The organism is Pseudoalteromonas sp. SWYJZ98 (assembly GCF_015864495.1).
GTDB classification, from domain to species: domain Bacteria; phylum Pseudomonadota; class Gammaproteobacteria; order Enterobacterales; family Alteromonadaceae; genus Pseudoalteromonas; species Pseudoalteromonas distincta.
The window spans coordinates 1-19063 of sequence record NZ_JADYXA010000058.1; the positions used below are offsets into that span (position 1 = coordinate 1).

Sequence of the window (19063 nt, forward strand, 5' to 3'; positions counted from 1 at the left end):
TGAGAAGCTATTTATCGACTTGCAGAAAACAATATGTATCTGCAAGCCTAGCCCTTGAGTTATTATTCAAAAATCAGCTGCCTGATATATTCATTTCAGATGAGGCTGAATAGTTACAAAAGTAATACCAATCTGCTTATATATGGGGTCTATTTAACGTTAAGAAAATTACGCTAGAGCTAGGCAAAAGTTTTTGTATCTAGTTGTTCTAAATAAAAAATTTTAACGAAGTTATAGTGCAATTTAATTCGTTAAACTGATCAAAGATTTATGCAGGTTGGTATAAGTTTGCGAAACATAAAAAAGCAGCATTTAAGTAAACTTAAATGCTGCCAAAGGGATGTTAAATAACGTTTGCTGTACTAATTCTGTTTAAAACTAAATAACTGGTAACCTTCAAGCTCAGGCACTTGCATTACTAATTGCTCTTCTTGTTTTGCTATATCAGCAAAGCTTCCACATAAAGAGTTAGCACGTTCTTCAAGTGCGCTTGCATGTAGCTCTACTTTCTCTTCTATTTGTGCACCCATATTTTCCATACGTTGTTCAAAGGCATCCATATCACCGCCTGAACCAAGTAACTCAGAACCTAAAGCTACTAAAATACTGCCCATTGATTGCATCACTGCTGATTCAACCGCTGTTTCTATCTGCTGCTCAAATTGTTGTTCAAAGTTTTCGCCAAATTGATTAAAACTTTGTTGGCCCATTACAAATGTACCTTGTTGGTAAAATGTGTTTTCTACTTCGATTTTAATGTCATCCATAAGCTCTGACATATTATCAAGGCCGTCAATATTAAATGCATTGCCTACTTCTTCTAATGCCACACCGGCAATTTTAACGCCTTCTAGCGCTATATTAGCTACTTCAGGTAATTGTGTGCGTAAACTATCAGAGTACTTGGTTAGCGCTTCGCGTTGTGAGTTATTAAGTGCTACAAATTCGCCATTTACAGTTAAGTCACCATGGGTATTAAACTGCATGGTTTTATTGTTGACGGTAAAAATTTCCAATTCGTTTGGCTTAATGCGCACATCATTTTTAAATTCGACGTTACATTCATCATTACTAAATGAAATTGCAGAATCGTTATCGTTATGAGCCATAGCGGCTGGTGAACAAATTAATGCGCTAACTAATAGTAATTTTTTCATGTTTGTTCTCTACTTTTTGTTGATGACGATTAATTAATAACAAGTTTGATGCCAGTTTTATTTTTTAATATAAAACATATGCTTAACTGTTTTTGTTTGTTTTTTAGTAAATGAAATTAATTAATAAATAACTATTTTTTAGTCAAATTGGCTAACTAATAAAAATTAATAAATTTTATTTATCGATACGATAAAAAACTCTCACTTTCCTCAATTCAAATTTAGCGCTATTTATTCACATTACTGACATGAAGACTATTTACAGTAGTCACGTGGCTTTATTTTGATGTTAATTTGCACGGCATTTTGACGTTAAACATTTTAATTTTACCGACTATTGCGATAATAAAATCCTTGGTTGGTCTCAAACACTTTATGGAGTGGGTTGTGGGTAAGACATTTAGTTACGATGCGCTAGATGACGATTTTGTTGAAGACGAGTACGAAATGCTCGGCCGTAATCAACACGATAAGAACAAGCAAAAGGTTAAAAAGAAGTTGGAAGACTACCTTGAGCAAAAACGCTTGCGTAAAAATCTAGGCGAAGACGATTTAAGCGATTACACCGATTAAATTTCACTAGTATAAATAAAATACCAATTAATATTGAGAGTTTAAATGTGCAGTTATGTGTATGTTTAAGTTTCAATAGTATTGGCAATAAAGAGGCCTTGCGCCTCTTTATTACTTTTTAAAGCGTGCTTTTAGCCTGTGCCAAAGCTTGTTGAATTGTAAGTTCTAGCTTTTCGGGTTTAGTAAAAGGTGCATAACGTTTAATTGGCGTGCCATCTGCGGCAATTAAAAATTTAGTAAAATTCCACTTTATTTTACGTGTTAAAAAACCAGGTAAAGCCGATTTTAAAAAACGAAAGACTGGGTGAGCATGCTTACCGTTTACATCTACTTTGGCCGCCATTAAAAAACTCACACCAAAATTAATCAAACATCCTTGCTCTATTTGTGTAGCGTCGCCGGGTTCTTGCTGACCAAATTGATTACACGGAAACCCTAAAATAACTAAACCTTGGCTGGCATATTTATTATGCAAAGCTTGAAGCGACTCGTATTGGTAGGTAAATCCACATTTACTTGCGGTATTAACAATAAGCACAACCTTACCTTCAAAATCACTAAAGTTAATAGGTTGACCCTGCAAGCTTGTTGCGCTTAATTGATGGAATTTGTGCATATTGGCGTCTTTTTTATTATTGTTATTGGTATTTTAACCTGAGTACAGTATTTCATAAAGTATAAAGAGCGCTCTAATTTAAAATCAGAAATAGCCCCATACCGGCAAGCGTTGTGTAATAAATATTATGTGTTTTATAGGCAACAATGATGGCGACTATCGCTGCGCTTAAATAAGGGTTTTGCCAGTTTAAGTTAATGCCACCTTCATTCAAAAACACGATAGGCACCCAAATTGCTGTAAGCACCGCAGGTGCGCTAAAGCTTAAAAGTTGCTGCATTTTAGGACCTACTTTAAACGGTAAAGCGCGGTGTAAAAATAAATAACGCGTAAAAAATGTAATGCACGCCATGAGTAAAATAGTTGTCATCATAGCGTTGCTTCCTTTTTAACGGTTAGCCTTGCTGTGCTATAACCTGCGGCCATTGCCAGCAGCGCTGAGCAAACAAGCCATAACTCAAATCCGGTACTTTTTAAAAGCGTTGCGCTAACGCCTGCTACAATTACCGTAACGAGTGAGGCCAAATTTTTGATTCCCGGAATAACCAACGCGATAAACGTGGCAGCAATCGCAAAGTCGAGCCCTAAATTAGTTAAGTCGGGCAGCATTGTGCCCGCTACAATGCCAATTAACGTCCAAATGTTCCATGCAATATAAAAGCTAAAACCAGCGCTCAATGCGTATATTAAGCGTGTTTTTGTTCTATATGCTTTTCGATGATGAGAAAACGCAAACAGCTCGTCGGTTAAAACAAAGCTCACCGGTAAGCGCCAACGCATAGGTTGATCAATGACCTTATGACGCACAGCTAAACCGTATAAAAAGTGCCGAGAGCTAATAATAAATGTTGTGAATAAAATTGTGAGCAATGGTGTGTTGCCCGCCATAAGTTCAATCGCAACAAGCTGTGCAGAGCCTGCAAATACTAATAACGACATTGCTTGGGTTTCAAAGGCGCTAAAATCATTTTGAATCGCTAAAGAGCCGCATAAAATACCCCAAGGAACAACGGCTAAACACAGTGGTAGCATATCTAAAAAGCCTTTTAAAATAGCTTTTTTAACTGGTTGCATGATATTTACTCTCACGGCTTGTAGAATGGCTCATAAGGATACCTTAATATTATGATGTTAAAGTAGTTAACAAATTAAATAATACTGTTTTTTTAAGGATAGGCACAATGACGACGTTAAAAGTGTGGGATGGGTTTATTAGATGCTTTCATTGGTTTTTGGTTGTAAGTATTGCAGTGCTTTATTTTAGTATTGAAGAGGGTATGATTGAGCTTCACTTTGTTGCAGGTTTTTTTACTTTAGCACTTATAGTAACACGTTTAATTTGGGGTGTTATTGGTAGTAAAACCGCAAGGTTAAGTGCGTTACTACATTCTCCTAAATCTATTTTAAAGGCATTAAAAACACCAAGCGACTCGTTAGGCCATTCGGCACCCGGTAGCTGTATGGTGATAGTGTTTTTTATATTAATTATAACGCAACTTGCAAGTGGCTTAATGAGCAGTGATGGTATTTTAACTGACGGGCCGCTTGCTCAATATGTGTCTAGCGATACGATTGATTTTGCCAATTGGCTACATGAGCTGAATTTTGACATTTTACTCTATGCTATTGGCTTGCATGTATTAGCTATTATTGTTTATAGAATAAAAGGCAAACCGCTAGTTAAGGCGATGATCACAGGCTCAAAAGAGTTAAAAGCGGATGACTCTGAGGCTAAAGTAACTAAAGCGTCTTGGCCTGCGTGGTTAATATTTATATCTTTATTGGTGTTGCTGGTATTTACGTGGGCGAAAGAGCCTTTAACTTATTTGTTTAGTTAAAAATACATTAAACCAACCTTAAAGGGTTGGTTTTTGTTTTTGGTTGCATTCTTTTGTTTGATTGTTATGCGGGGTCGAATTATAATCGCCGCATTGCTGGCAAACTAGCCGAAAGGTTAGGACGCAAAGTTTCCGGTCTAAGGCTTTTTAAAAGCTATGGTAGCGGGACTACTGCATAATGTGTTGTTATGTATCACTTGCCCTCAGTGTATTTTTTGTGTATCCATAGTGTATGGATAAGATTTTGTAACTCTTAAGGTGTTGCCGTGTTTATGCATACGTCGTTGGCCTGTGGAAAGTGGTCAACAATAGGTTGCTTAAATCATCATACCCAATTATTTATTGGTGATGTGGTGAGTGTAATCTTTTACGACATGCAAGGAGAGCTGGTTAGTTTATCATTTGATTACAAGATCACCTCGCTTGAGCAAGGTGAGCCTCACGCATGGCCACGTTTAGTTGCCGAGCATATTAATGTGCATGTTCCTCTGGTTAGCGCAGGTAAAATGACCGAACAGGGTTTAATTGTAGCCTATAGAAATAATGAAATTTTTGCTTTGCAAAGCAGTGGTATATGTAAAGCACACGTCGACTTTCATTGTATTGCAAAATGCGATGAGCGTGTTGTTAAGAACCTTGATACTTATGATTACGTGTACCCTGAAAATTGTGAAAACTATAATGCGGGTACAAAGGTATTGCAGCCAAAAACTGGGCATGTATATCAATGCAGGCCTTGGCCATTTAATGAGTTTTGCCGCACGAATGACGATAATAAGTCTATGTTCGAACCTGGTGTAGGGCAAAGCTGGGCTATGGCATGGCAGCAAATATAAAGCTTAAATTATCTTCCCAAAGGTATAGCGGTTTTAGTAATGAAGCGTTTACCGTTTTAGCCCATCCAACTATTGGGTGGGCTTTTTTATTTTTATGATAAACTGCAAATCACATTATTTTTTTAATTGGTTTTGTTGTGTCTCGTCCTGTCTACTCTTTAAGTTTATTACCTAATTTCCCGATTGCTAAACAGCAAGCCCATACATTAAGTACTCATAATAAGATACGTACCGATAATTACTATTGGATGCGTGATGACGATCGCCAGGATGAGCAAGTACTTGCGCATTTACATGCTGAAAATGCGTACTGCGATGAACAGTTAGCTGCTATGAAGCCACTACAAAATACACTTTTTGAAGAGTTAAAAGCACGCATTGTAAAAGATGATAATTCGGTACCCGTTAAAGATGGGAAATACTGGTATCACTCAGAAGTTCGTGGTGATGATGAATACTCGCGTCACTATAGAAGTACGAGTATAAAGGCCGATAATAAAGAGCTTTTACTCGATGTGAATGTCTTAGCTGAAGGATTTGAGTTTTTTGAGCTGGGCGAAGTCGCACTAAGTCCATGCGAGCAGCTTATGGCTTACTCTGAAGATACTGAAGGTCGTCGTATTTATAATGTTCGCTTTAAAAGCTTAGCGACCGGTGAAATGCTACCTGATGTACTTGAAAATACAGAAGGACAAGTTGTTTGGGCTAACGACAATAAAACTGTTTTTTATGTAAAAAAAGATTTAAAAACGCTATTAGGATACCAAGTATTTAGGCATGAGCTTGGCTGCGAGCAAAGCCAAGACGTAATGGTCTACGAAGAGCAAGACAGCAGCTTTTTTATGGGGCTTGGTAAAAGCCGCGATGAAAGCTTAATTATTATTGATTTAGCATCGACAGAGACCAATGATACATGGGTGCTTGATGCTAATAAGCCCACTGGCGAATTTAAAGCATTAATGCCGCGTGAAGATGGCCACGAGTTTGACGTAGATAAGCTAGGTGACACATTTTATATTGTGACTAACTGGCAAGCTAAAAACTTTAGATTAATGACGGCAACAAACGAAACAATTGCTGATAAAACACAATGGGTTGAGCATACAGCTCACAGAGAGAATGTACTGCTTGAAGGTGTAGAGTTATTTAATGACTTTTTAGTATTGAGTGAACGCGAGCAAGGGCAAGCTCGATTTGTAGTTGTTAATAGGCAAGGGGATCGTATGGCACTTGAGTTTGCCGATCCTTGTTATTATGCTGCAATAGCAATGAACCCAGAGCCAGACACAGGCACTGCGCGTATTTATTACTCAAGTTTAACAACACCAGGTTCTTTATATGATGTTGATTTAGCAACTGGCGAAAAAACACTACTTAAACAGCAAAAAGTACTCGGTAGTTTTAATGCCGATGACTATCAGTCTGAGCGATTAATGGTAACTGCTCGCGACGGAGTTAAAGTACCCGTATCAGTTGTTTATCGAAAAGACAGCTTTAAAAAAGATGGCTCAAATCCGTTATTTCAATACGGTTATGGTGCGTATGGCTATACGATTGATCCAAGTTTTTCAAGTTCATCGCTGAGCTTGCTCGATCGTGGTTTTGTTTATGTAATAGCACATGTTCGAGGCTCTGAAATGCTAGGTCGCGAGTGGTACGAACAAGGTAAAAAAGAGCATAAACAAAATAGCTTTAGTGACTTTACTGATGTGACAAAAGCGCTTGTTGCACAAGGCTATTGTGATAGCAGCAAGGTGTTTGCCTCAGGCGGCAGTGCTGGTGGTTTATTAATGGGGGCGGTTGTAAACCAAGCACCAGAGTTATATTGCGGTGTTGGCTGTCATGTACCATTTTTAGACGTATTAACCACGATGCTTGATGAAAGTATTCCGCTCACAACAAATGAATACGATGAATGGGGTAATCCAAATGAGCCTCAGTTTTATGATGTAATTGAAGCTTATTCGCCGTATGACAATATTCGCGCCCAAAACTATCCGAACATACTCGTTACTACCGGTCTTCATGACTCACAAGTGCAGTATTGGGAGCCTATGAAGTGGGTTGCAAAAATGCGTGAACTTAAGACTGATAGTAATATTTTAGTATTTAAAACCGATATGGATGCAGGGCACGGTGGTGCATCAGGTCGCTTTAAAAGTTTAGAGGAAAAAGCACTCGAAATGGCCTTTTTTATTGCTTTATTAAATTAACTGCAAAATCGGAAAATTGTATTATCCTATATATAGAAGTTGATATATGTAAGGCGATTTATGTTTGGTGCACATGGTGAATTTCAAATTTGTTCACAGCCCCCTCAGATGTATTTAGAATTGAAAGGGAGCTTTAATAATGAAGGCATTACGCTGTTAACTAATGGAGTTGTTCAGGAGTTGAGCACTCACCCTGAAAATACGATTAAGTTTATGGTTGTTAATTTAAAAGAGTTTGAGCTGTTAACTTTGGATGGCCTCGATTCATTAGAGGCCTATTTTGCCGGTGTAAAAGAACGTGGCTATCAACGAGTTGACTATATAAACATTAATATCATAGCTAAAAATATGTTTGAAAAAGTATGGAAAAATAGCGATGTAGAAGTTAATTTTTATAAAGATACCGACAGCTATTTATTAGTGCACCCAAATGACAGTTATATAAAACAGAACTGGTAATTAATATGAGTATTATAAACCGCTATTGAAGAGGGCTTATAATACTCTCTAAACACCCTTTATAGCGCCGTGAAAGGATTAAACACATATCGTTTTTCAGTCTTACTCTATAATCGCAACTGTCAGTAGGCATCAGTTCGCAAATAGCTTGTTTTCTTACCAGCGTAGAGCGATGAATGCGAACAAATCCTTCAGGTTCTAGTTGTTGTTCAATATTTTTCATGGTTTCGCGATGTAGTACCGGCGTATTACCTTGGGTAAAATGCAGCTCTACATAGTTGCCCGCGCCATTAATCCAAATAATATCATTTATATCAATTAGCCTTACCTTACCTACATCTTTAACCACAATGTGTGATGATGGCTTTGCAGCTTGTGTGCTTTGCTGGTATTGGCGTTCGGCCACACTTGCAATCGGGCAAAGGTGAATCAGCTTATCAAAGCATTTATCAATACGTGATGCAGTTGAATCTAATATTAAAAAATCTACAGCGCCAACTTCAAAGGCAAAACTCGCAAAATGTCCCGATTGAGCAATAATGACTAACTTCAGCTTTTTAGCAAGCTCTGTTAAATGCACTATTTGCATCGGGTCAGCTAGGTTGGTTAGTTCGTAAAACAGTACATTGTATTGATCTGTGTCTATTTGATCTAATCTATTTGTTTGAAGAAAAGATTGAGATTCAAAGTGCCGGTGATCTTGCACGCGCTTTGTTAAAAATGTTGCAAACTTAGTGTTACTAACAAAAGTTAATGCATGAAAAGAAGCGATCATTATTTTATATCTCTTGCTGTATATAATAATAAAGACCGTGCTTAGCGGAAAAACTGTTATGAAAAGTACAATATATTTATAAAATAATTGTGACGTACTAATTCATCCCATAAAAGCTGCTATTCGTACCAAAGACTACGCCTCATAAATAATGCCCGTAGAGTGTTTAAATAAATCCCCTTACTGTAATCCGCGAAGTAACCATTTAGTTACAAAAATAACAATTCAGGGGAATTATATGGCATTAACTAACAAAGGTAGCGCGCGATTATTTAAAAAATCGTCGTTAACAGTTGCGCTAAGCAGCGCGATACTTGCAAGCTTTTCATTTCAAGGTGTGGCTGCAGAAGATGACGAAATAACTAAAATAGAACGCGTACAAGTTACAGGTTCTCGTATTCGTTCAGCTGAGGCAATGTCATCGGCTCCTATTCAAGTTGTAGATAGTGCTGCTATTGATGCATCAGGGTCGTTAAATATTCAAGACTTATTATTAGAGAACCCTGCATTTGGTACACCAGCTATTAGCCGTACTAACTCAAACTTTAATACCGCAAGTGCGGGTGTTGCTACTGTTGATTTACGTAATTTAGGCTCTAACCGCACATTGGTTTTAGTGAATGGTCGTCGTTATGTATCAGGTGTACCAGGTAGCTCTGCTGTCGATTTAAATACTATTCCGAGTCAATTCATCGAACGTGTTGAAATTATGACAGGTGGTGCTTCATCTGTTTATGGTTCTGACGCTGTTGCTGGTGTAGTTTACTTTGTACTAAAAGATGATTTTGAAGGTATTGAATTCGAAGGCCAATATGGTGAATCAAGCGAAGGCGATGATGAATCACGCCAATTTAACTTTACCTCAGGCTTATCAAGCTCAGATGGTAAAGGGCACGCGATGTTCCATCTTGGGTATTCTGATCAAGGTGCTGTTTTTTCACGTGACCGTGACCGCTCGGCAGTAGACCAATTTTCAGGTATCTTCTTTGAAGATGATCCAGTAGCAAACCCGGGCTCTGTATTTGATGCTGTAAGCCCATTTTTATCTTCATTTCCGCCACAGGGTCGCTTTAGCGCTGGGGATGAAACATTTACGTTTAATGATGCAAACACCCTACAAAACTCGTTTAGTACTAACGGTGGCGATGGCGTAGCTGCAAATGGTTTTAACCGAAGTGGCGTACGTACGATAGCGATACCTACAGAACGTTACTTATTTGCCTCAAATGGTAGCTACGAGCTAAGCGACAAGCATAGCTTTTTTTATGAAGGTACTTACGCTGCAACAACAACCGTTTCTGAATTAGAGCCATTTCCTTTTGCCTCTGACGACATCTATGCAAATGGCCAAGTACCAATTGAATTTAATGTAAACGGTGAAATATTGCGTAACGCATTTGTACCTGATGATATATATAACGCAGCAACCGACACCGACGGTGATGGTATGCGTGATATCTTTTTTGCAAAGCGCTTAAGTGATATCGGTAACCGTGGAGCACGAGCTGAGCGTGATACATTCCGTTTAGCACTAGGCTTTCAAGGTGAAATAGCAGATGGTTGGTTCTACGATACTTACTATGTATACGGTAAAACAAAAGAGCAGCAAGTTTCTGGTGGTTTAGTTAACGTACAAAGCTTTCGTCAAGGTTTAGAAGCTGTTATCGATAGCCAAGATTTAGATGGCGATGGTATTACTGATGAGGCTATTTGTATCGATGCGACAGCACGTGGCTTTAACTGTGCGCCGGTAGACATTTACGGTTTCAATTCGCTATCGCAAGGTGCTATTGATTTTGTAAGTGCACCTAGCTCACTTTCAACGTCGGTTGAGCAAGAAATCATTGGTGGTAATATTTCAGGTGATTTATTTTATTTACCGGCAGGTACGGTAGGTATCGCTGCTGGTTTTGAATACCGTGAAGAGTTCTCACGTAGTGAGTTTGATGCTCTACAGCAAGCTGGCCTTAATGCGGGTAATGCAATTCCAGCAACAGAAGGCTCGTTTGATGTAACTGAATATTATGTAGAAGCAAACATCCCCGTGCTTGATTCTGTAACAATGAATGCAGCAGTTCGTTTGTCTGACTACTCAACAGTAGGCAATACCGAAAGTTGGAACGTGGGTGTAGATTGGGAAGTAATGGATAGCTTACGTTTACGTGCTACCCGTGCACGTTCAACACGTGCTCCAAATATCGATGAACTATTTTCTCCACCTTCACAAACTTTCCCAAGTGGTTTAAACGATCCATGTTTAGGTGTTACTAATAGTGGCGGTGGTGCTGCAGGTGATGCTTGTCGTACAGATGTTGGTGTTACAACTAATATCGCCTCAAATGGCGAGTTCACGCTTAACCAGTCTGACTTACAAGGTATTAGTGGTTTTAACCGTGGCAATCAAGATTTAAAAGATGAAGTTGGTGACTCTGTAACAGTAGGTTTAGTATTTACACCAGAAAATCTAATATCAGGCCTAGACATTACGCTTGATTACTTTGATATCGAAATTACAGATGCAATCGTATCAACACCTCGTCAGTTTATTCTTGACCAATGTTATGGTGGTGGCGATACAAGCTTTTGTGACTTTGTAACTCGTCGTAGTGCGCCATCAGGTAATAATAGTGCTGGTTCACTAGAGTTTATTGACAGTGGTGTATCTAATAGTGGTGGTTTAGGTACAGAAGGTGTTGATTTAACACTAACGTACTCTACTGATATTGGCCCAGGTGCGTTTAGAACTCGCCTTGCTTATACTTACCTAATCGATGGTTATAGCATTCCACTTCTTGGCGCTGATAAAGATGAGTTTGCTAGAGAAATTGGTGCATCAGAGCATAAAGCTAACTGGAACTTTGGTTATAAACTTAACGACTTTGATTTTAACTGGAGCTTAACTTACATTGGCGCTGCAGACTTTGATGATCAATTCTTAAGTGGTTTTGGTATTGCTCCAGGTGGAGTAGGGATTGGTTCAGTGACATATCATGATGTTCAAGCAAGTTACCATATCAGCGATTCAACAGAGCTTTACGCTGGTGCGAGTAACTTATTTGATAAAGAGCCACCACGAATTTTATCGGGTGTAAGTGGTTCAAGCACGGGTACTGAAACGGATGCAGGTACGTATGACCCAATTGGGCAATCATCCTACATTGGTTTTAGAAGTAAATTCTAACCAACAATAACGATACTAACTATAGTTACTTAATTAGTTACGTTCACAAAGCCTCAGTATTGCTGGGGCTTTTTTATTGGAAAAAATAATGCGGCAGTAATTTTTTATACATCGTTTATCCCAATATATAAGTATTGTGCCCACTTAAACCAAAAACAACGCCACTGGTAACAGGGGCGTTGTTTAGTATGGGGAGGAGGCTAATATAGTAACCGAATCGCTTGGTTATTTAACGATTTATCCCTATTTGTGCCCTCTTCATTGAGGGTTTTTTTTTGCTTAACTTTAGTCTAAGTAAGCTTTTAACATCCAAACCAGCTTTTCTTGCTCTGAGATGTAATCACTCATTAGTGAGGCTGTACCTTCATCGTCTGCATCACCAGCTTGAGTTAAAATTTCACGCTGCATGTGAATTAATGTACTGTAACCAGCAAGTAGGTTCTCTACGGCTGTAACGCCATCACTAATACCTTTAGCTTCTTTAATTTTACTTACTTCAAGGTAATCAGAAAATGCATGTAGAGGTGCGCCATCTAACGTTAAAATACGTTCTGCAACTTCATCTACTTTTAGAAGTAATAAGTTATAAATTTCTTCAAACTTAACATGTAGTTCAAAAAAGTTACGGCCTTTAATATTCCAGTGAAAACCACGCGCATTCATGTACTGAATTTGGTAGCTGCTTAATAGCGTATTGAGTGATTTTACAATGTCATCACTTTTAGCACTGTTTAGACCTATTGCGTTTACCTGTGACATAACTTGCTCCTTGAATAACCGTTGATTTGTGAACTTGTGATAAGTATTACTAATTTCGATAAATTAGTAAATTCGTTTAAATGTATCTAGTTAATAGTTTTAACCTATTAGCTGTTTTTGATACCTGTATTCACTTTAGACTATTAATAGAAATGGGACTGATTAATAAAAATACTACCCCTCAAAAATAAATAAAACTCAAAAGTATATAAATCATGATCTAAAACAAATTTTATTCAAGGTAATAGCTTAGGTATTTTTTTATTGATGTAGGTCAAAAATCATTCATCCTAACGGCGCATAATAATATTGTCGAAATAATTAGGAGAGATAACATGCATGCAAAAACAGCAAAACAAAATAAAGCAGAGTTAATTGTGGTAGGAATTGCAGTCATCGCATTTGTGCTTGGGTTAGTAGCGCACTTAGCGGGTGCAAGCTTTGCGAACTCAGATTTTTTTGGCTACATTGCGGCGCCGATTCCACTTATATTGGCAGTGGTATTTTTAATTAGTTATAAAATAGCAGCCAATGCTGAGGATTAATCTTTCTCGTTTAAGCACTTTAAAATGTAATCGAGTACTTGGCGCGAGTAAATCATACTGGTATGGCTTAAATGAAACACTTTGTGTTCGGCCATACCTTTAAGTTTGGTTTCATCTAGTAATACGGTGCCATCTGACTGGCTACCTTTGACTATTAAAGGCATAAGCCCAATAGGTAAATCGCCTGCGATACTATAAAGCTTAGCTTTAAAAGGCCAATTACCATTTTTAGTAAGCAAAAACTCAACACTATTTTTTAAAAATGATTCAAACCCTTTTTGCTTCATTTTTTGCGCTATATGGCTGCCTTTATGTGGAGTACCCAGTGTAATTACCTTCGTAATATTCTGGCTAGCAGGAGAGTTTGCCTCTAGGTAAGCACGTGCAATAAGCCCTCCCATTGAGTGGCATACAAGCGCTGCAGGTTCGTTAGAAATACACTCATCAATTTGTGCAAATATGGTATCGCGGTGAGGGTCGAGCGTATTGTAGGTAATGTTTAATACCGTCATACCCGACTCTTCAAGTCGTGAACAAAGTGGGCGCATAACAAAGCCAGACATATACAAGCCATGTAAAACAATAACGTGTTTAACTTTCATATGCTCCCTAATACCAATTTTATTAAAAACATGATCATCCTAGCGTATTAAATAATCCGCTACCTGCGTTAAAAATTATTTATATAAAACAGCTATATATCATAATTTTCGCCTTGTTATCGACTTATTTATTTGTCGCTATAATACATAACTAATTTAATGCAATTGGTATAACTACCGTAATTACATTAACTTTAGCGGTTTTATTTCAATATTGGTTTTATCGGTATTTACCCATACTTCACCATCTTGAATGGTAATGGCGAGCTTAATTCCACGATCAACCAAAGCAGCAAGTGCTTGTGTTGCTGCGTAATCAAGGCTAAAAATACTTAGATTTTTAAATTCATACAATTTAGGTTGATGTTTTTGCCACCAAATTGCTTGATTGTTTTCACCATAAGTATACAGCACCACTTTTTTAGATTTATTACAGGCTTTTTTAAGGCGTTTCTCATCTGGTAAGCCAAGTTCAACCCATAGTTCTATTTCTTCACTATAGCTTACATGCCAAAGTTCAGGCTCATCATCAGCACTTAACCCTTTAGTAAATTCTAAACCATCACAGCTATTTAGCGCAAAAGCGAGTAAGCGAATCATCAACCTTTGGTCGGTTTCTGATGGGTGTTGAGCCAAGGTTAAATTAAAATCTTGATAAACGTGGCGGTCCATATCGCTAAGCGATAACTGCACTTTCATAATGGTGGATTTAAGAGCCATAACAACTAATCTGAAAAAATTTGCGCCAGTATAGCGCAATTAAATGAATTGCCAGTTAAAATAGCGGTTAATTATACGTTAGGAGTTAAAAATGGCTATCCAGTGGTTCCCTGGGCACATGAATAAAGCCCGCAATGAAATTAAAGAAATAATGCCACAAATGGATGTGATCATTGAAGTGCTTGATGCGCGCATTCCCTACAGTAGTGAAAACCCGATGGTGGCAACCTTGCGTGAAGGTAAGCCGGTCATCAAAATTTTGAACAAAGCTGATTTAGCTGATCCTAAAATGACTCAAATCTGGAAAGATTATTTTGAGCAAGAAAACGGTGTTAAAGCGATTTCTTTTGGGCATGATAAAGCAGCTGAAGTACACCGTATTAATGAGCTTTGTAAAAAGCTAGTGCCACATAAAGTGGGTGCAGATAAGCAAATTAAAGCCATGATCATGGGTATTCCTAACGTGGGTAAATCTACGTTAATTAATGTATTGGCTGGGCGTATAGTTGCAAAAACAGGTAATGAGCCTGCTGTTACTAAAGCGCAACAACGCATTAAGCTTGAAGACGGTATTATGCTTTACGATACGCCAGGTATGTTGTGGCCAAAAGTAGAAAACGAAAACTCAGGTTATCGCTTAGGCGCCACCGGTGCCATTCGTGATACAGCACTTGAGTATGAAGAAGTAGCAAGTTACACAGCTGAGTACCTATTGCGTGCATACCCTGAGTTATTAAAAGGGCGTTATAAAATAGATGAATTACCAGAAAGTGATTGGGAATTTGTTGAAATGGCGGGGAAAAAACGCGGCTGTATTCGTGGTGGCAATCAAATAGACACATACAAAATGTCTGAAATACTAATCAACGAATTACGCGACGGTATTATTGGCCGTATTACTATGGAAACCCCGCAAATGCGTGAGGAAGAAGAAGTAATGGTTGCTGGTTTACGCGCTGCAGCAGAAGCTAAAAAGGCAGCTAAAGAAGAAGAGAAAAAACAACGCCGAGCACGCGCACGTAAAAACCGTCGTTAATTGATTTAGTTTAATTTAACCAACTAAATTACAGACATAAAAAAAGCCCGTAAGGGCTTTTTTAGTTTCATATCTACCGTCACCGATATGAGCAATGTAGCAAGTAAAATAGTAGGGCGGTTACTCATCATCAACATCAAGGGGCGTTGCGGTTCATAACAAGTAACCATAGCTGTTTACGTGCGCCACACGTTGTTTCAGGGTCGAGAAACAAATCAATTCATTCCTTAACAAGTGGTATGCAATCCGTCTTGTTGATATTGATTATCAGTTAGATCTAACTGCCTGTCAACACCTAAATACAAATAATTCTTATTATTGATAGGTTTGTTTTTTATTCATATATAAATCGGCTAGTGAGTACTAAAGTACATGCTTAATTTCATAAAAATTTAGACTCATGCGGCGGTACGTTAAAAATTGGTGAGTCAGACCTACTTGGTGCAAGACTAAGTGTTTATATTCCAAAATAATAAGAGCATTAAACATGACTTATTCAGTAGTAATAATTGAAGACGAAGTAGAGGTAGCACAGCTTTTAGCGCAGTACTTGTTATTACCAAATGGTATTGCAGGCAATCAAACGCCAAAGCAAAGTTTAAGGCAAGCACAGTATCAGGTAGTGGGCAGCATTGCAGGTAATTTAAGCACGGCAACAGCTTTGCTGCATGCAATTGAACCTGATTTAATTTTACTCGATATACACCTGCCTAATGGTAATGGCTTAGATTTGTTAACTGATTTACGACGACGAACAATTAAAAGTGAAGTTATGCTGCTCACGGCTGCAAAAGAGGTTGAAACCCTTGAAAAAGCAATGCAGTTACGCGCATGCGACTTTTTAGTTAAGCCATTAATGTTAAACCGACTAGATCAAGCACTTGCACGTTTTGAATCACGTCAGCAATGTTTTTCTGATGCAAGTGAAGTAACGCAGTCAATGGTTGATACGTTATTTGGCTCAAAGCAGCAAACCAACACGTTTGTTCGTTTACCAAAAGGGGTCGACCAACTTACCCTGCAAAAAATACATGATGCTTTTGTAGAGCACGCAACCACTGCATTTACTGCTCAGCAAATGGGCGATTTGGTCGGTGTTAGTCGCTCTACAGCACGTCGTTACTTAGAGTATTTGCTTGAATCAGGTAAGTTAACAGCGGATCAAAGTTACGGCAGTATTGGCCGCCCTGAACGTTGCTATAAAATAGCGAAGTAACTTGGTGTATCTGAAACTTAAGTATTAAACGCTATTAATTTCAATGTCTTGCGATTTTTTTGTTATGTTTGATATTTAATAGATTCTGACGATAAAAAAAATATGTTGAATTGATTGCATTTTAAGCGGCTTGTATGGTGATGTTCGCATTAAGTGATGTTATACTCCTGCCGAATAATTTATCGACTTTATTAAGAGTAAAATTAATGGCAGATTTATCGAAGTACAGAAACATTGGTATTTTCGCGCACGTTGATGCGGGTAAAACCACAACTACTGAGCGTATCCTAAAGCTTACAGGTACTATCCACAAAAGCGGTGAGACACATGATGGTGAATCGACTACCGATTTCATGGAGCAAGAAGCTGAGCGCGGTATTACTATCCAGTCTGCGGCAGTAAGCTGTTTCTGGAAAGATCACCGTTTTAACGTTATCGATACTCCTGGACACGTTGACTTCACCGTTGAAGTTTACCGTTCACTTAAAGTATTAGATGGCGGTGTGGGTGTATTCTGTGGTTCTGGTGGTGTTGAGCCACAATCAGAAACTAACTGGCGCTACGCGAATGAGTCAGGTGTTGCACGTATCATCTTCGTAAACAAATTAGACCGTATGGGTGCTGATTTTTACCGTGTAACAGCGCAAGTACAAAAAGTACTTGGTGCTACTCCACTTATCATGACTTTACCAATCGGTATTGAAGACGAATTCATAGGTGTTGTTGATGTTTTAAACAAAAAAGCATATGTTTGGGATGAGACTGGTCTTCCAGAAAACTACACTATTGAAGACGTTCCTGCAGACATGGTAGAGAAAACTGATGAATACCATGAAATGCTTATCGAAACTGCTGTAGAGCAAGACGATGACCTAATGGAAGCGTACATGGAAGGTGAAGTACCTTCTATCGAAGATATCAAGCGTTGTATCCGTAAAGGTACTCGTGACCTTGCTTTCTTCCCTACTTACTGTGGTTCTGCGTTCAAAAACAAAGGTATGCAATTAATTCTTGATGCTGTTGTTGACTACTTACCTGCTCCAACAGAAGTTGATCCTCAACCTCTTATGGATGAAGAAGGTAACGAAAATGGCGAATTCGCAATCGTATCTGCTGACGAACCTTTCAAGGCGCTAGCATTTAAGATAATGGATGACCGTTTTGGTGCATTAACTTTCGTACGTATCTACTCAGGTAAGCTTAATAAGGGTGACACTATCCTTAATGCGTTTACTGGTAAAACTGAGCGTGTTGGCCGTATGGTTGAGATGCAAGCAGATGAGCGTAAAGAGCTTACTTCAGCACAAGCTGGTGACATCATTGCTATCGTAGGCATGAAAAATGTGCAAACTGGTCACACTCTATGTGATCCTAAGCACCCAGTAACACTTGAGCCAATGGTATTCCCAACTCCAGTAATCTCGATTGCTGTACAGCCTAAAGATAAAGGCGGTAATGAGAAAATGGGTGTTGCTATCGGTAAAATGGTTGCAGAAGATCCATCTTTCCAAGTTGAGACTGATGAAGATTCAGGCGAAACTATCCTTAAAGGTATGGGTGAGCTTCACTTAGATATCAAAGTTGATATCCTTAAGCGTACTTACGGTGTAGACCTTATCGTTGGTCAACCACAGGTTGCTTACCGTGAAACTATCACTCGTGAAATCGAAGATAGCTACACGCATAAGAAACAATCTGGTGGTTCTGGTCAGTTTGGTAAAATCGACTACCGCATCAAGCCAGGCGAAGTTGCTTCAGGCTTCACGTTTAAATCATCAGTTGTTGGTGGTAACGTACCTAAAGAATTCTGGCCTGCAGTTGAGAAAGGCTTTAAGTCAATGATGGGCGAAGGTGTTCTAGCTGGCTTCCCAGTATTAGACGTTGAAGTTGAACTTTTTGACGGTGGTTTCCATGCCGTGGATTCATCTGCAATCGCGTTCGAAATCGCTGCTAAAGGTGCTTTCCGCCAATCAATCCCTAAAGCGGGCGCACAACTTCTTGAGCCAATCATGAAAGTTGACGTGTTCACTCCAGAAGATCACGTTGGTGACGTAATCGGTGACCTTAACCGTCGTCGTGGTATGCTAAGCGACCAAGAAGCTGGTTTAACTGGCGTTCGCATTAAAGCTGACGTTCCGTTATCAGAAATGTTCGGTTACATTGGTTCACTACGTACAATGACATCTGGTCGTGGTCAGTTCTCTATGGAGTTCTCACACTACGCACCATGTCCACAAAACGTAGCTGACACAGTAATCGCTGCAGAAAAAGAGAAAAAAGCTGCTAAGTAATTAGCTCCTTAACTCTCTAAAAAAACCCGCACATGTTGCGGGTTTTTTATTGCCTATATTTTGGTTTTATTTTTTATAGTTTTTTATAACTGCTCTTTATTATTAATTAGTCCTATATTTTTAATCCTAGATTCAAATTGTAAGTGCATAACTTGTTTTGGCTAGATTAAGTGGTCAGTTGCTCATAAGCTAACTACTTTTTCTCCGGCAAGAGATTTTACAATGAGACATTACAAACAACTGACC

General features: G+C 38.6%; 18 protein-coding genes and 1 riboswitch. Of the genes, 10 read left to right on the top strand and 8 right to left on the bottom strand.

The features are described 5' to 3' along the window. Window positions 1-362: 362 nt before the first annotated feature. Complete coding sequence (locus tag I6F10_RS18770; RefSeq protein WP_165744874.1) at window positions 363-1157, bottom strand: YggN family protein; 795 nt, start codon at window positions 1155-1157, stop codon at window positions 363-365. A 387-nt stretch (window positions 1158-1544) separates the two neighbouring features. Here I6F10_RS18770 and I6F10_RS18775 point away from each other — a divergent pair, with 387 nt between their 5' ends. Then, the gene (locus I6F10_RS18775) at window positions 1545-1730 is read left to right on the top strand and encodes a PA3496 family putative envelope integrity protein (RefSeq protein WP_007579801.1); all 186 of its coding nucleotides are present in this window, start codon (window positions 1545-1547) and stop codon (window positions 1728-1730) included. Between the two features lie 118 nt (window positions 1731-1848). Here the strand turns inward: I6F10_RS18775 and I6F10_RS18780 are convergent, their stop codons facing one another. The 3 genes from I6F10_RS18780 to I6F10_RS18790 all read right to left on the bottom strand — a co-directional run bounded on the left by I6F10_RS18780 (window position 1849) and on the right by I6F10_RS18790 (window position 3420). Then, window positions 1849-2346 carry a glutathione peroxidase gene (locus I6F10_RS18780; protein WP_165744875.1) on the bottom strand — a complete coding sequence of 166 codons (498 nt, stop codon included), beginning with the start codon at window positions 2344-2346 and terminating at the stop codon, window positions 1849-1851. A 73-nt stretch (window positions 2347-2419) separates the two neighbouring features. Then, window positions 2420-2719, bottom strand: a complete 300-nt coding sequence (locus I6F10_RS18785) for an AzlD domain-containing protein (protein WP_165744876.1) — start codon at window positions 2717-2719, stop codon at window positions 2420-2422. Further along, window positions 2716-3420 carry an AzlC family ABC transporter permease gene (locus tag I6F10_RS18790; RefSeq protein WP_197099248.1) on the bottom strand — a complete coding sequence of 235 codons (705 nt, stop codon included), beginning with the start codon at window positions 3418-3420 and terminating at the stop codon, window positions 2716-2718. Before I6F10_RS18790 ends, I6F10_RS18785 begins: the two co-directional genes overlap by 4 nt. A 107-nt stretch (window positions 3421-3527) precedes the next feature. On the opposite strand from I6F10_RS18790, the gene I6F10_RS18795 reads away from it, so the two are divergent. The 4 genes from I6F10_RS18795 to I6F10_RS18810 all read left to right on the top strand — a co-directional run bounded on the left by I6F10_RS18795 (window position 3528) and on the right by I6F10_RS18810 (window position 7692). Continuing rightward, on the top strand, window positions 3528-4184 hold the full coding sequence (locus tag I6F10_RS18795; protein WP_165744878.1) for a cytochrome b/b6 domain-containing protein: 657 nt from the start codon (window positions 3528-3530) through the stop codon (window positions 4182-4184). Window positions 4185-4272: 88 nt separating this feature from the next. Next, window positions 4273-4360, top strand: a riboswitch (cyclic di-GMP riboswitch). A gap of 96 nt (window positions 4361-4456) precedes the next feature. Next, entirely contained in the window at window positions 4457-5020 is a 564-nt protein-coding gene (locus I6F10_RS18800) for a chitin-binding protein (protein WP_165744879.1), read from the top strand. Window positions 5021-5157: 137 nt separating this feature from the next. Continuing rightward, entirely contained in the window at window positions 5158-7233 is a 2076-nt protein-coding gene (locus tag I6F10_RS18805) for a S9 family peptidase (protein WP_165744880.1), read from the top strand. A 60-nt stretch (window positions 7234-7293) separates the two neighbouring features. Continuing rightward, on the top strand, window positions 7294-7692 hold the full coding sequence (locus tag I6F10_RS18810; RefSeq protein ID WP_165744881.1) for a hypothetical protein: 399 nt from the start codon (window positions 7294-7296) through the stop codon (window positions 7690-7692). 22 nt (window positions 7693-7714) lie between these two features. Here I6F10_RS18810 and I6F10_RS18815 read toward each other — a convergent pair whose 3' ends face one another. Next, a complete protein-coding gene (locus I6F10_RS18815; RefSeq protein ID WP_165744882.1) occupies window positions 7715-8467 on the bottom strand; it encodes a LytR/AlgR family response regulator transcription factor in 753 nt (250 codons plus the stop codon). Between the two features lie 238 nt (window positions 8468-8705). On the opposite strand from I6F10_RS18815, the gene I6F10_RS18820 reads away from it, so the two are divergent. Continuing rightward, window positions 8706-11648 (top strand): TonB-dependent receptor domain-containing protein, encoded by a 2943-nt coding sequence (locus I6F10_RS18820; protein WP_165744883.1) that lies wholly within the window; start codon window positions 8706-8708, stop codon window positions 11646-11648. 285 nt (window positions 11649-11933) lie between these two features. Here the strand turns inward: I6F10_RS18820 and I6F10_RS18825 are convergent, their stop codons facing one another. Next, on the bottom strand, window positions 11934-12407 hold the full coding sequence (locus tag I6F10_RS18825; RefSeq protein WP_165744884.1) for a Dps family protein: 474 nt from the start codon (window positions 12405-12407) through the stop codon (window positions 11934-11936). A 335-nt stretch (window positions 12408-12742) separates the two neighbouring features. Between I6F10_RS18825 and I6F10_RS18830 the strand changes: the two genes are divergently transcribed. Next, window positions 12743-12952, top strand: a complete 210-nt coding sequence (locus I6F10_RS18830; protein WP_007579816.1) for a hypothetical protein — start codon at window positions 12743-12745, stop codon at window positions 12950-12952. On the opposite strand, the gene I6F10_RS18835 is transcribed toward I6F10_RS18830, so the two are convergent. Then, the gene (locus tag I6F10_RS18835; RefSeq protein WP_004334986.1) at window positions 12949-13554 is read right to left on the bottom strand and encodes an alpha/beta fold hydrolase; all 606 of its coding nucleotides are present in this window, start codon (window positions 13552-13554) and stop codon (window positions 12949-12951) included. The genes I6F10_RS18830 and I6F10_RS18835 overlap by 4 nt on opposite strands. Window positions 13555-13737: 183 nt before the next feature. Continuing rightward, window positions 13738-14274 (bottom strand): YaeQ family protein, encoded by a 537-nt coding sequence (locus I6F10_RS18840; protein ID WP_165744885.1) that lies wholly within the window; start codon window positions 14272-14274, stop codon window positions 13738-13740. A 91-nt stretch (window positions 14275-14365) separates the two neighbouring features. On the opposite strand from I6F10_RS18840, the gene ylqF reads away from it, so the two are divergent. The 3 genes from ylqF (at window position 14366) to fusA (ending at window position 18817) form a co-directional block, all read left to right on the top strand. Continuing rightward, on the top strand, window positions 14366-15310 hold the full coding sequence (gene ylqF, locus I6F10_RS18845) for a ribosome biogenesis GTPase YlqF (protein WP_007377881.1): 945 nt from the start codon (window positions 14366-14368) through the stop codon (window positions 15308-15310). A 487-nt stretch (window positions 15311-15797) separates the two neighbouring features. Next, complete coding sequence (locus I6F10_RS18850) at window positions 15798-16526, top strand: response regulator (RefSeq protein WP_165744886.1); 729 nt, start codon at window positions 15798-15800, stop codon at window positions 16524-16526. 206 nt (window positions 16527-16732) lie between these two features. Beyond that, window positions 16733-18817 carry an elongation factor G gene (fusA, locus tag I6F10_RS18855; protein ID WP_024605154.1) on the top strand — a complete coding sequence of 695 codons (2085 nt, stop codon included), beginning with the start codon at window positions 16733-16735 and terminating at the stop codon, window positions 18815-18817. Window positions 18818-19063: the final 246 nt, after the last annotated feature.

What these genes read in the sequence shown, in the direction of transcription:
- I6F10_RS18815 (WP_165744882.1), bottom strand. Translation starts at nt 8,467, where the DNA reads ATGATCGCTTCTTTTCATGCATTAACTTTTGTTAGTAACACTAAGTTT.
- ylqF (WP_007377881.1), top strand. Translation starts at nt 14,366, where the DNA reads ATGGCTATCCAGTGGTTCCCTGGGCACATGAATAAAGCCCGCAATGAA.
- I6F10_RS18795 (WP_165744878.1), top strand. Translation starts at nt 3,528, where the DNA reads ATGACGACGTTAAAAGTGTGGGATGGGTTTATTAGATGCTTTCATTGG.
- I6F10_RS18825 (WP_165744884.1), bottom strand. Translation starts at nt 12,407, where the DNA reads ATGTCACAGGTAAACGCAATAGGTCTAAACAGTGCTAAAAGTGATGAC.
- I6F10_RS18820 (WP_165744883.1), top strand. Translation starts at nt 8,706, where the DNA reads ATGGCATTAACTAACAAAGGTAGCGCGCGATTATTTAAAAAATCGTCG.
- I6F10_RS18840 (WP_165744885.1), bottom strand. Translation starts at nt 14,274, where the DNA reads ATGGCTCTTAAATCCACCATTATGAAAGTGCAGTTATCGCTTAGCGAT.
- I6F10_RS18850 (WP_165744886.1), top strand. Translation starts at nt 15,798, where the DNA reads ATGACTTATTCAGTAGTAATAATTGAAGACGAAGTAGAGGTAGCACAG.
- I6F10_RS18835 (WP_004334986.1), bottom strand. Translation starts at nt 13,554, where the DNA reads ATGAAAGTTAAACACGTTATTGTTTTACATGGCTTGTATATGTCTGGC.
- I6F10_RS18810 (WP_165744881.1), top strand. Translation starts at nt 7,294, where the DNA reads ATGTTTGGTGCACATGGTGAATTTCAAATTTGTTCACAGCCCCCTCAG.
- I6F10_RS18800 (WP_165744879.1), top strand. Translation starts at nt 4,457, where the DNA reads ATGCATACGTCGTTGGCCTGTGGAAAGTGGTCAACAATAGGTTGCTTA.
- I6F10_RS18785 (WP_165744876.1), bottom strand. Translation starts at nt 2,719, where the DNA reads ATGATGACAACTATTTTACTCATGGCGTGCATTACATTTTTTACGCGT.
- I6F10_RS18790 (WP_197099248.1), bottom strand. Translation starts at nt 3,420, where the DNA reads ATGCAACCAGTTAAAAAAGCTATTTTAAAAGGCTTTTTAGATATGCTA.
- I6F10_RS18780 (WP_165744875.1), bottom strand. Translation starts at nt 2,346, where the DNA reads ATGCACAAATTCCATCAATTAAGCGCAACAAGCTTGCAGGGTCAACCT.
- fusA (WP_024605154.1), top strand. Translation starts at nt 16,733, where the DNA reads ATGGCAGATTTATCGAAGTACAGAAACATTGGTATTTTCGCGCACGTT.
- I6F10_RS18830 (WP_007579816.1), top strand. Translation starts at nt 12,743, where the DNA reads ATGCATGCAAAAACAGCAAAACAAAATAAAGCAGAGTTAATTGTGGTA.
- I6F10_RS18770 (WP_165744874.1), bottom strand. Translation starts at nt 1,157, where the DNA reads ATGAAAAAATTACTATTAGTTAGCGCATTAATTTGTTCACCAGCCGCT.